Below are 12,210 nucleotides of genomic sequence, written 5' to 3'. Positions count from 1 at the left end.
ATGACCGTCAAGACCCTGCAGGACCTTCTCGACGAGGGCGTCGAAGGCCGTCACATCCTCGTACGCTCGGACTTCAACGTCCCGCTCAACGACGCCGGCGAGATCACCGACCCGGGCCGCATCACCGCCTCCCTGCCCACGCTGCAGGCACTCGTCGAGGGTGGCGCCAAGGTCATCGTCATGGCACACCTCGGCCGCCCGAAGGGCGAGGTGAACCCGAAGTACTCGCTCGCCCCGGTCGCCGAGGCCCTGTCCGAGGCCCTCGGCCAGTACGTGGCACTCGCAGGCGACGTCGTCGGCGAGGACGCACACGAGCGTGCCAACGGCCTCACCGAGGGCGACGTCCTCCTCCTCGAGAACGTGCGTTTCGACGCCCGCGAAACCTCCAAGGACGAGGCCGAGCGCGGCGAGTTCGCCGACCAGCTCGCAGAGCTGGCCGCCGACAACGGCGCCTTCGTCTCCGACGGCTTCGGTGTCGTCCACCGCGCACAGGCCTCCGTGTACGACGTGGCGAAGCGTCTTCCGGCCTACGCCGGAACGCTGGTGGAGAAGGAGATCTCCGTCCTGGAGAAGACCGCCACCAACCCGGAGTCCCCGTACATCGTCATCCTCGGCGGCTCCAAGGTCTCCGACAAGCTGGGCGTCATCGAGGCACTGGCAGGCAAGGCCGACAAGATCATCATCGGTGGCGGCATGTGCTACACCTTCCTCGCTGCCCAGGGCTACAACACCCAGAAGTCCCTGTTGCAGGAGGAGATGATCGACACCTGCAAGGACCTCCTCGAGCGCTTCGGTGACAAGATCGTCCTGCCGGTCGACCTCGTCGCCGCAGCAGAGTTCTCCGCCGACTCCGAGCACAAGGTCGTCGCCCTCGACGGAATCCCGGAGGGCTGGCTGTCCCCGGACATCGGCCCGGAATCCGTGGAGAAGTTCGCCGAGGTGCTCGCCACCTCCAGGACCGTCTTCTGGAACGGCCCGATGGGCGTGTTCGAGATGGCCCCCTTCTCCCAGGGCACCAAGGGTGTCGCGCAGGCCATCATCGACGCGACCGCCGACAACGGCTGCTTCTCCGTCGTCGGCGGCGGCGACTCCGCTGCCTCCGTCCGCGTCCTCGGCCTGAATGAGGACGGCTTCTCCCACATTTCCACCGGTGGCGGCGCCTCCCTGGAGTTCCTCGAAGGCAAGGAACTGCCGGGCGTCACCGTCCTCGACCGCTAGACACCAGTTTTCCCCCCTGAAAGGAGTGCCCTCATGGCACGCACCCCACTCATCGCCGGTAACTGGAAGATGAACCTGGACCACCACCAGGCCATCGGCACCGTCCAGAAGCTCGACTTCGCCCTGCCGAAGGATTACTACGAGAAGGTCGACGTCGCCGTCACCGTCCCGTTCACCGACATCCGTTCGGTGCAGACCCTCGTCGACGGCGACCGTCTGCAGATCACCTACGGTGCGCAGGACGTCTCCGCGCACGAGTCCGGCGCCTACACCGGCGAGGTCTCCGCCCAGATGCTGGCCAAGCTCGGCTGCACCTGGGTCGTTGTCGGCCATTCCGAGCGTCGTGAGTACCACAACGAGTCCGATGAACTGGTCGCAGCCAAGGCCGCCGCCGCGCTCAAGCACGGCATGAGCCCGATCGTGTGCGTCGGCGAGCCGCTGGAGATCCGCGAGGCCGGCACCCACGTCGACTACGTGGTCAACCAGACCCGCGCCTCCCTGGCGGGCCTGTCCGCCGATGACCTGACCAGGACCGTCATCGCCTACGAGCCTGTCTGGGCCATCGGCACCGGCAAGGTCGCTTCCGCGGCCGACGCCCAGGAGGTGTGCGCCGCCATCCGCGGACTCATCCGTGATCTCGCGGGCGACGCGGTCGCTGACGGCATCCGTATCCTCTACGGCGGTTCCGTCAAGGTCGACTCCATCGCCGAGATCGTCGGCCAGCCCGACGTCGACGGCGGACTGGTCGGCGGTGCCTCGCTGGACGGCGAGGAGTTCGCGAAACTGGCGGCCAACGCCGCCTCCACCGTCGCCTAGACACCCACCCTCCTGAATTAAGGACACCACCTCATGACCGACCGCGATCATCTTCAGGAAGACATCCGCTACCTGGGCCGAATTCTGGGCAACGTGATCGCGGAGCAGGAGGGCGAGGATGTGTTCAACCTCGTTGAATACGCCCGCCAACAGGCCTTCGAGGTGGCCAAGGGCAACGCCTCCCTGGAGGTGCTCGTCGAGTTGTTCCGCAACATCGACCCCACACAGGCCACACCCGTCATCCGGGCGTTCAGCCACTTCGCGCTGATGGCGAACCTCGCGGAGGACATCCACGACGACTTCAACCGGGAGCGCATTCTCGACGAGGGCGGCATCCCCGAATCGACCCTCGAGGCGACCTGGGAGAAGTTCGAGGCCGCGGGGGTGAACCCCGCGGACATCGAGAAGGTGCTGTCGGACGCGCTCGTCGCGCCCGTCCTCACGGCACACCCCACGGAGACCCGCCGACGCACGGTGTTCGACGCACAGAAGAAGATCACCGAACTCATGCTCGCCCGGCACCAGCTGCAGGACGCGAAAACGACGGCACGCACCGACATCCGCCTCAACGACATCGAACGCAGCATCCGTCGCCGCATGACCATCCTCTGGCAGACCGCGCTCATCCGCCTGGCACGTCCCCGCATCCAGGACGAGATCGAGGTCGGACTGCGTTACTACCTTCTCTCCCTGCTCAGGGAGATCCCCGCGCTCAACCGCGACGTGTACGACACCCTCAGCAACAGGTTCAACGCCCACTTCGAGGGCAGTGGGGGCCGGGCGATCGTCCGCCCGGGATCCTGGATCGGCGGTGATCACGACGGCAACCCCTTCGTCAACGCGGACACCCTCGACTACGCCTCGCGGCGGGCCGCGCAGACGGTGCTCAAGTACTACGCGGGTGAGCTTCACTCCCTCGAGCACGAACTCAGCCTCTCTGACCGGATGACCTCGGTCACCGTCGAGTTGATCGGGTTGGCGGCCAAGGGCCACAACGAGGTTCCCTCGCGGGTCGATGAACCCTACCGACGCGCCATACACGGCGTCCACGGCCGCATCCTCGCGACCACCGCAGCGCTGATCGGTGAGGACGCCGTCGAAGGGATATGGCACCGCGAGCACGAGCCCTACACCTCGCCGGAGGAATTTGACGCGGATCTCCGGATCATCGATGACTCCCTGCGGTCCTCCAATGACGCCATCATCGCCGACGACTGCCTGAGCACGATCCGGGCCGCGATCGCCAGCTTCGGTTTCCACCTCTACTCGATTGACCTGCGCCAGAACTCGGAGAGTTTCGAGAACGTCCTCACCGAGGTTTTCGCCACCGCGCACGTCCACCCCGACTACCGATCGCTGGGGGAGGAGGAGAAGATCGAGCTGCTCACCCGGGAGCTGCAGACCCCACGTCCGCTCGTGCCCCGTGGCTACCGTGGTTTCAGCGAGCCGACACAGCGGGAACTGGACCTCATCAACCAGGCCGCCGACAGCGTCGCCCATTTCGGGGAGCAGATGATCCCGCACCAGATCATCTCCATGGCGCAATCCGTCAGCGACATCCTCGAGCCCATGGTGCTGCTCAAGGAGGTCGGACTCATCCGTGCCAACGGCGAGGGCCCGACCGGCAGCGTCGACATCATCCCGCTCTTCGAGACCATCGATGACCTGGAGGCCGGCGCCGGCATCCTGCGCCGACTGTGGGACCTGCCGCTCTACCGCTCCTACCTCGCCCAGCGCGGAGACATCCAGGAGGTCATGCTCGGCTACTCGGACTCCAACAAGGACGGCGGTTACTTCGCCGCCAACTGGGCGCTCTACGACGCCGAAACCCAGATCGTCCAGGCCGGTCGGGACCACCGGGTGCGGCTGCGGCTGTTCCATGGCCGCGGCGGCACCGTCGGCCGTGGCGGCGGGCCCTCCTACGAGGCGATCCTGGCGCAGCCGCAGGGCGCGGTCGAGGGATCGGTGCGTATCACGGAGCAGGGGGAGATCATCTCCGCCAAGTACGGTTCCCCGCGCACCGCCCGACGCAACCTGGAGGCTCTCGTCTCGGCGACGCTGGAGGCCAGCCTCCTGCCCGTCGACGAACTCGACGACCGGGACCGGGCCCTCAGCATCATGAGCGAACTCGCGGAGATCAGTCGCCGGAAGTACTCCGAACTGGTGCATGAGGATCCTGGTTTCATTCCGTACTACACGCAGTCCACCCCGCTTGATGAGATCGGTTCCCTCAACATCGGTTCCCGCCCGACCTCGCGCAAGCAGACGACCGCCGTCGAGGACCTGCGGGCCATTCCGTGGGTGCTCGCCTGGTCCCAGTCCCGTGTCCTGTTGCCGGGCTGGTTCGGCGTGGGCACCGCGCTCCAGGAGTGGATCGGGCAGGGCCCCGACCGGGCTGAACGTATCGCTGAGCTGCACACCCTCTACGAGACATGGCCGTTCTTCACCTCGATCATGTCCAACATGGCACAGGTCATGTCCAAGGCTGGGATGGACCTCGCCGAGCTCTACGCCCGGCTTGTCGACGATCGCGAGATCGCCGACCGCATCCACGGCGTCATCGCCTCCGAGTTCCAGCTCACCCGGGAGATGTTCGTGAGCGTCACCGGCAGCGAGGACCTGCTTGCGGACAACCCGGCGCTGGCCCGCTCCGTGCGTCGTCGCTTCCCGTACCTGCTCCCGCTGAATATCATCCAGCTCGAGATGCTGCGTCGTCACCGTGCCGGCGACGAGCGCGAGGTGGTTTCCCGGGGCATCCAGTTGACCATGAACGGACTCGCCACTGCCCTCCGGAACTCCGGTTAGGGCTGATGTAGACTATGCAGGAGTTTCAGCACCCGACCATTCGAAGGACCATCAGGCACCATGACCCTTGCTCTTCAGATCATCCTCGTGCTCACCTCCGTCCTGATGACGGTGTTCGTGCTCCTGCACAAGGGCAAGGGCGGTGGACTGTCCAGCCTCTTCGGAGGTGGCGTGCAGTCGAACCTGTCGGGTTCCACGATCGTCGAGAAGAACCTTGACCGGTACACCATCCTCATGGCGATCATCTGGATCACCTGCATCGTGGCGCTGAACCTCATTCAGGCTTACGGCGCCTAGCCGAGTTCGAGGTAGACCCGCTCGACGAATTCGCTGATACCGGGTTCGGCCGGGGCCGGACCCGGGGCTTAATCTCCGCGGGCATCCACGCGTCCTTTTCCCGGATGCGCCGGCAGCAGCAGCGGTGTGGTGACCTGCTCAGGCACGGTGTGCGGGTAACGCCTGTGGGACGTGAGGAAACCCAGGGGAACCCCGGCAGCCTCCACCGCCAGAAGCCCACCCATGCTCCTCGGCGATGAGGTAGACCCGGTCGTCATGACGCACCGCCCCAGGGGCCGCCGAAACGGCCGCGATGTCCTCCCGGAGGAGGGAGGCGAGGGGCCGGGGCACCGCGACGGCGTCGTCCTCATGTCCGGGACATCTCCCGTCTTGATGGGCGCCGAACTAGAGGAGACCTGCGGCGTCGTCGGTGAGATAGAGGACGGTCTCCTCCATACCCCTGGCGCCGGCGGCGGGCCAGTCCGCAGGGTTGGAACCGGCCACGACATGGGCGGCGGCCTCCGCCTTGTTCGCCCCGGACACCAGCAGCCAGACCTGCTCTGCGCGGTGCACCGCCGGCAGCGTCAGGGTGACGCGCTCGGCCGGCGGCTTGGGGGAGTCGGTGATGGCGATGACCAGACGCTCGGACTCGGCAACCGCATCGGTGTGGGGGAAGAGCGAGTTGATGTGGCCCTCATGGCCCATGCCCAGCAGATGGATGTCGAAGCCCTCCGGTGCGATCCGGTTGATCGTGTCCTGGTAGGAGTCGGCGGCCTCCCACATCGCCACCTGGCCCAGGCCGTAGCCGTGAATGTTCTCCTCGGGGATGTCCACATGGTCGAGCAGCGCCCGGCGGGCCTGGCCCTCGTTGGAGTCCTCGTGGGTGACGGGCACGTTACGTTCGTCACCGAAGAAGACGTGGACGCGGGACCAGTCGACGCGGGGATCTGCGTCCTCCAGCTCACGGACCCGCTGGAGGAGGCCGATTCCTGCGCCCCCGCCGGTCAGGACGATCCGGGCCACGCCGTCACGGTGGCGGCCGAGGCCGGTGGTCTGGAGGGAGGAGACGACGTCGACGAGCGAGGTCGCCGCCTGCTCGACGAGGGTGGACAGGGTGTCAGGGCGACGGATGGAGACCATGTGTTCCTTCACTGGTGTCAGCGCTGGACGCGGGTCAGGCCGCGCAGTGCATTGGCGTAGGCGAGATCGGGGTCCAGGTGACGCAGCTCCTCGGCGATGCAGTCGGCGTCGGAACGCGCGTTCATCGCCACGAGGGAGTCTGGGCTGCCGGGCAGGTCGACGCGCACGGTGCGGTGGTCGATGACCTCGACGGTGAGCGGGCCGGAGGCGCGGTCGAAGCGCAGGGAGCGGATGGGGAAGAGGCGGGGATTGTCGCCCGGCTCGCACACCACCCGGGTGACGGGCACCCCGAGGCGGTCCGCCAACCAGCCGGCCGCGATGTCGATGGAAGGCTCATGCGCCGGACCGGTCAGGGTGGCCGCCTCGACCGGCTCCTGCGGATGCCTGTCCAGCGAGGAGGTGACGATGCCGCGCCAGCCGGTGATCTTCGACCACACCATGTCCGAGTCGCCCGGGGCGTAGGCGTCGCGCAGACGGGCCAGGATGTCGTCGGTGGCGCAGTGGTCCGCGTTGGTGATGCGGCGTTGGGCGAGCCTGCCGAGGGGGTGGGCCGAGGGGTTCTCCGGTGCGGTGGTGGGCCACCAGGCGACGACCGGGGTGTCGGGAAGCAACAACGGGGTGACCAGCGCGGCGAGGTGATCGACCATCTCGCCGGTGATGCGCATGATGACCATTTCCGAGGCGCCGGCGTGCCCGCCGACGCGCACCTCTGCGTCGAGATGCGGTTCGCTGTCCCCGCTGCCGGTGAGCAGCACCAGCACACGGGCGGGGTGTTCGTGTGAGGCGTCACGGGTGACGGAGATGATGTGGTCGACGTCGTCGTCCAGCGCTGCGACGACGATGAGGGTGAGTACGCGCCCGGTTGTCTGGGAGTTGCTCTCCCGGGCCTTGAGCAGGCTGGCGGCGATGCTGCGGGTGTCGGTGTCCGGCATGGTGATGATCATGGGGGCCTTTCTGAGCTGGTCTAGGGGCGTCGCCAGGAACGGCCGGTGCGTTCCAGCATCTTGTCTGCACTCGCGGGGCCCCAGGTGCCTGCCGGGTACTCCTCGGGCTGTCCGTTCTCCGCCCAGTAGTCCAGGATCGGATCCAGGATGGCCCAGGACAGCTCGACTTCCTCGTTGGTGGGGAAGAGGCTGGATTCATCGAGGAGCGCATCAAGGATGAGGCGCTCATAAGCCTCGGGGGATTGCTCGGTGAAGGCCTCCGAGTAGGAGAAGTCCATGTTCACGTCACGGACCTCCATCGCGGATCCCGGCACCTTGGAGCCGAAGCGCATGAGGACGCCCTCGTCCGGCTGCACACGGATGACGATGGCGTTCTTGCCCAGGGAGGACGTCTGCCCCGCGAGGAAGGGCTGGTGCGGCGCTTCTTTGAACACCAGGGCGATCTCGGTGACCCGGCGACCCAGGCGTTTGCCGGTGCGCAGGTAGAAGGGCACGCCTGCCCAGCGGCGGGAATTGATCTCCAGGGTGCACGCCGCGTAGGTCTCGGTGGTGGAGTTGGGGTCGAAACCCTCCTCCTCCCGCAGGCTTCTGACCTTGTGGGAGCCCTGCCAGCCGGCGGCGTACTGACCGCGGGCCGTGGTCCGGTTCAGCGGGTACACCGGGTTGGTGGCGCGCAGCACCTTGACCTTCTCCGCCTGCAGCTCGGTCGGGTCGAAGGCAACCGGCTCCTCCATGGCCACCAGGGCCAGGAGCTGGATGAGGTGGTTCTGCATGACGTCGCGGGCGGCGCCGATGCCGTCGTAGTAGCCCGCTCGTCCTCCCAGGCCGATGTCCTCCGCCATGGTGATCTGCACGTGGTCGACGTAATGGGCGTTCCACAGGGGGTCGAACAGCTGGTTGGCGAAGCGCAGGGCAAGGATGTTCTGCACCGTCTCCTTGCCCAGGTAGTGGTCGATGCGGAACACCGACTCCTCGGGGAAAACAGCGTTGACCACGCGGTTGAGTTCGCGGGCGGTCTCCTGGTCGTGGCCGAAGGGCTTTTCGATGATCACCCTGCGCCATGAGTTCTCGCCCGCCTCCGCGAGTCCGGAACGCTGGAGCTGGTGGCAGACGGCGGTGAAGTAGTCCGGCGGGACCGACAGGTAGAACGCCCAGTTGCCGGCTGTGCCGCGGGTGGCGTCCATTTCCGTGAGCATCTCCGCCAGCCGGTCGAATCCGTCGTCGTCGAAGTTTCCCTCCACGAAGTGCATGCCCTCGGCGAGGCGCTCCCACACGTGCTCGCGGAACTTGGTGCGGGCTCCGGCCTCGACGGCCTGGCGCACGTAGTCCTCGAACTCGGACTTGCGCCAGGCCCGCCGCCCGAAACCGATGAGGGTGAATCCGGCGGGCAGGAGACCGCGGTTGGCCAGATCGTAGATGGCCGGCAGCAGCTTCTTGCGCGCCAGGTCACCGGTGACGCCGAAGATCACCATGCCGGAGGGGCCGGCGATCCGGGGCAGCCGTTTGTCCTCGATGGCGCGGAGGGGATTGACCCAGGCGTCGGTGTCGGTTACGGGCAGGGGCATGCGCGTTCGTCCTTTTCGGTGGGGGGAGTACCGGTTGTTACTGCAGCTGGGTGGCCATGGAGTCCAGGAGCTCTGACCAGGAGGCGACGAACTTCTCGACGCCCTCCCGCTCCAGCACCTCGAACACGTCGTCCATGTCGATGCCCACCGCGACCAGCTGCTCGAAGACCTTCTGGGCTTCTTCCGAGGTGCCGGTGAGGGTGTCGCCGTGGAGGCCGCCCTGTTCGAGGACGGCGTCGATGGTCGGCTCGGGCATGGTGTTGACTGTGTCCGGGCCCGCCAGCTCGGTGACGTAGAGGGTCGCCGGGTAGTTCGGGTTCTTCACGCCGGTGGATGCCCACAGGGGACGCTGCAGGTTGCTGCCCTCCGGCAGGTCCCTGCCACCGATCTCCTGGAAGACGGCGTAGGCACGTCGGGCGTTGGCCACGCCCGCCTTGCCGCGCAGTGCGAGGGCCTCCTCGGTGCCGATCTCCTCGAGGCGGCGATCCACCTCGACGTCGAGACGCGAGACGAAGAAGGAGGCGACGGAGCGGATCTTCGAGACGTCCACGCCGGCCTCTGCGGCCTTCTGCACGCCCGTGCGGTACGCGGCGATGACCTCGCGGTAGCGGGCGACCGAGAAGATCAGTGTGACGTTGACGGAGATGCCCTCTGCCAGGGCGTCGGTGATCGCCGGGATGGAATCGGCGGTGGCCGGGATCTTGATCATGACGTTGGGGCGGTCGACGCGGCTCCACAGCTGGCGTGCCTGGGAGATGGTGGCGTCGTGGTCGGCGGAGATCCGCGGGTCAACCTCGATGGAGACGCGGCCGTCCCGGCCACCGGTGGCCTCGTAGATCGGCATGAGAATGTCGCAGGCGTCACGGACGTCGTCGATGGTCATGGCGTAGACGGCCTCGTCGACGGCTGCACCGGCCTCCTTGAGGGCGGCGATCTGCTCGTCGTAGGCGTCGCCGGAGGACATCGCGGCGGCGAAGATCGAGGGGTTGGTGGTGACGCCGACGACGGACTTCGAGTCGATGATCTGCTGGAGGTTGCCGGAGGTGATGCGTTCGCGGGAGAGGTCATCCAGCCAGGTGGAGGTGCCCAGCGAGGCGAGCTCGTCAATGTGGGTCATGCTTGTGTCCTTTACTTGTGGATGGGTGTGCGATTACTGTGCGGCGTTGATGGAGTCGCGGGCGGCCTCGACCACTGCGGCGGCGGTGATGCCGAACTCCTCGAAGAGCTTCTGGTAGTCGGCGGAGGCGCCGAAGTGCTCCAGGGACACGTTGCGGCCGGCGGTGCCGGTGAACTGGTGCCACGACATGGCGATGCCGGCCTCGACGGAGACGCGGGCCTGGACGGCGGACGGCAGCACGGACTCGCGGTAGTCGGAGTCCTGCTCCAGGAACCACTCCACGCACGGCATGGAGACGACGCGGGAGGCCACGCCCTCGGCCTCGAGGGTCTTCGCTGCCTCGACGGCCAGCTGGACCTCGGAACCGGTGCCCATGAGGATGACGTCCGGGGTCTGCTTGGAGCCCTCGACCAGGACGTAGCCACCGCGGCGGACGCCCTCGGCGGCCTTCTCCTTGGTTCCCTCGAGAACAGGCACGTTCTGGCGGGTCAGGGCCAGGCCCTTCGGGGACTCCTTGTACTCGAGCGCCGCGGCCCATGCCTGGGCGGTCTCGTTGGCGTCGGCCGGGCGGATGATTGACAGACCCGGGATGGCGCGCAGAGCCGCGAGGGTCTCCACCGGCTGGTGGGTCGGACCGTCCTCGCCGAGGCCGATGGAGTCGTGGGTCCACACGTAGTAGACGTCGGACTTCATCAACGCACCGAGGCGGACCGCCGGGCGCATGTAGTCGGAGAAGATGAGGAAGGTGCCGCCGTAGGGACGGGTGGGGCCGTGCAGGGCCATGCCGTTGAGGATGGATCCCATGGCGTGCTCGCGGATACCGAAGTGCAGGTTGCGGCCGTGGGGCTCAGCGGACCAGGTGTCGGTGGAGATCTGCTTCGGACCGAAGGACGGGGAGCCCTTGATCACGGTGTTGTTGGAGCCGGCGAGGTCGGCGGAGCCGCCCCACAACTCGGGCATGAGCCCGCCGAGAGCCTGCAGGGCAGCCTCCGAGGCCTTTCGCGTGGCGACGCCCTTCTCATCGGCGTCCCAGGTCGGCATGGCCGCGGCCAGACCCTCCGGCAGCTCGCGGGCGGTGGCGCGGTCGAAGAGCTGCTTCGCCTCCGGGTTCGCGGCGGCCCAGGCGTCGAACTTCTTCTGCCACTCCGCGTGCTTCTCAGCGCCACGTTCCCCCAGTTTGCGGGTGTGGGCGAGCACCTCGTCGTCGATGTGGAAGTTGACGGCCGGGTCGAAGCCGAGGATCTCCTTGGTTGCGGCGACCTCCTCGGCACCCAGGGCGGCGCCGTGGGAGGCGCCGGTGTTCTGGGCGTTGGGCGCCGGGTGGGCGATGACGGTACGCACGCGGATGAAGGTCGGACGCCCGGTCTCGGCCTTGGCTGCGACGACGGCGGCTTCGATGGCCGCGACGTCCTCGCCGCCCTCGACCTCGATGGTCTGCCAGCCGTAGGCGGCGTAGCGGGCGACGACGTCCTCGGTGAAGGCGATCTGGGTGTCGTCCTCGATGGAGATGCGGTTGTCATCCCAGAAGACGATGAGGTTGCCCAGCTGCTGGGTCCCTGCCAGCGACGACGCCTCGGAGGTCACGCCCTCCTGCAGGTCACCGTCGGAGGCGATCACGTAGATGAAGTGGTCGAAGGGGGACTCGCCGGCGGGAGTCTCCGGGTCGAAGAGACCGCGCTCGCGGCGTGCCGCCATGGCCATGCCCACTGCGGAGGCCAGACCCTGGCCCAGCGGACCGGTGGTCATCTCGACGCCACGGGTGTGGTGGACCTCCGGGTGACCCGGGGTCAGGGAGTCCCAGGAGCGCAGCGCCTTGAGATCATCCATCTCGAGGCCGAAGCCACCGAGGTAGAGCTGGATGTACTGGGTGAGTGACGTGTGGCCGCACGACAGGATGAAGCGGTCGCGGCCGACCCAGCCGGTGTCGTTGGGATCATGGTCCAGGACACGCTGATACAGGGTGTAGGCCAGGGGAGCCAGGGACATCGCGGTACCCGGGTGGCCCGAGCCGACGTTCTGGACAGCATCAGCGGCCAGGACACGGACGGTGTCTACGGCACGGGTGTCGGTGTCCGTCCAGTCGGAGGGGTAGCGGCGTTCCGTCAGGGCCTGCAGGTCGGGCGACAGGGTCACGATGGGGATCCTCACTTCAAGTTGATCGTCAAGGAGTTCTGGTGGCGTAGGACCCGGTGCACGCGCACCGGGGACCAGATCCCTCTCCACCTTAGTGACTTCTTTGAACTCCTTGGGTCCCGGCCCAGGAAGTTGCAGCCACCGGGTGGTGGATTGTCGGGCGGGCACGGGCGGACGGTAGGATGGGAGGGCTGGA

At 67.2% G+C, this 12,210-nt stretch carries 10 protein-coding genes; 4 read left to right on the top strand and 6 right to left on the bottom strand.

The window, feature by feature from the left end; translation table 11 throughout:
- From pgk to secG, 4 genes are read left to right on the top strand one after another with little or no spacing between them, the layout of a single operon-like run.
- Positions 1-1,218 (top strand): phosphoglycerate kinase, encoded by a 1,218-nt coding sequence (gene pgk, locus CETAM_RS06995; protein WP_156228200.1) that lies wholly within the window; start codon positions 1-3, stop codon positions 1,216-1,218.
- Between the two features lie 33 nt (positions 1,219-1,251).
- Entirely contained in the window at positions 1,252-2,034 is a 783-nt protein-coding gene (tpiA, locus tag CETAM_RS06990; RefSeq protein ID WP_156228199.1) for a triose-phosphate isomerase, read from the top strand.
- A gap of 33 nt (positions 2,035-2,067) precedes the next feature.
- Positions 2,068-4,839 carry a phosphoenolpyruvate carboxylase gene (ppc, locus tag CETAM_RS06985; RefSeq protein ID WP_156228198.1) on the top strand — a complete coding sequence of 924 codons (2,772 nt, stop codon included), beginning with the start codon at positions 2,068-2,070 and terminating at the stop codon, positions 4,837-4,839.
- Positions 4,840-4,899: 60 nt separating this feature from the next.
- Entirely contained in the window at positions 4,900-5,136 is a 237-nt protein-coding gene (gene secG, locus CETAM_RS06980) for a preprotein translocase subunit SecG (protein ID WP_156228197.1), read from the top strand.
- A 68-nt stretch (positions 5,137-5,204) separates the two neighbouring features.
- On the opposite strand, the gene CETAM_RS06975 is transcribed toward secG, so the two are convergent.
- The 6 genes from CETAM_RS06975 to tkt form a co-directional block, all read right to left on the bottom strand.
- Positions 5,205-5,360 (bottom strand): hypothetical protein, encoded by a 156-nt coding sequence (locus CETAM_RS06975; protein WP_156228196.1) that lies wholly within the window; start codon positions 5,358-5,360, stop codon positions 5,205-5,207.
- A gap of 160 nt (positions 5,361-5,520) precedes the next feature.
- On the bottom strand, positions 5,521-6,255 hold the full coding sequence (gene pgl, locus CETAM_RS06970) for a 6-phosphogluconolactonase (RefSeq protein WP_156228195.1): 735 nt from the start codon (positions 6,253-6,255) through the stop codon (positions 5,521-5,523).
- 17 nt (positions 6,256-6,272) lie between these two features.
- Positions 6,273-7,199 carry a glucose-6-phosphate dehydrogenase assembly protein OpcA gene (locus CETAM_RS06965; protein WP_156228194.1) on the bottom strand — a complete coding sequence of 309 codons (927 nt, stop codon included), beginning with the start codon at positions 7,197-7,199 and terminating at the stop codon, positions 6,273-6,275.
- A 20-nt stretch (positions 7,200-7,219) separates the two neighbouring features.
- Positions 7,220-8,764 carry a glucose-6-phosphate dehydrogenase gene (gene zwf / locus CETAM_RS06960; RefSeq protein ID WP_156228193.1) on the bottom strand — a complete coding sequence of 515 codons (1,545 nt, stop codon included), beginning with the start codon at positions 8,762-8,764 and terminating at the stop codon, positions 7,220-7,222.
- A gap of 37 nt (positions 8,765-8,801) precedes the next feature.
- A complete protein-coding gene (gene tal, locus CETAM_RS06955; protein ID WP_156228192.1) occupies positions 8,802-9,881 on the bottom strand; it encodes a transaldolase in 1,080 nt (359 codons plus the stop codon).
- A gap of 33 nt (positions 9,882-9,914) precedes the next feature.
- Positions 9,915-12,014: a transketolase gene (gene tkt / locus CETAM_RS06950; protein ID WP_197085681.1), complete on the bottom strand. Its 2,100-nt coding sequence runs from the start codon at positions 12,012-12,014 to the stop codon at positions 9,915-9,917.
- Between the last annotated feature and the right edge of the window lie 196 nt (positions 12,015-12,210).

It is taken from the genome of Corynebacterium comes (assembly GCF_009734405.1).
Classification (GTDB): domain Bacteria; phylum Actinomycetota; class Actinomycetes; order Mycobacteriales; family Mycobacteriaceae; genus Corynebacterium; species Corynebacterium comes.
The sequence above is the reverse complement of the archived record's forward strand: the minus strand, read 5'-3'. Positions and strand labels throughout refer to the sequence as shown.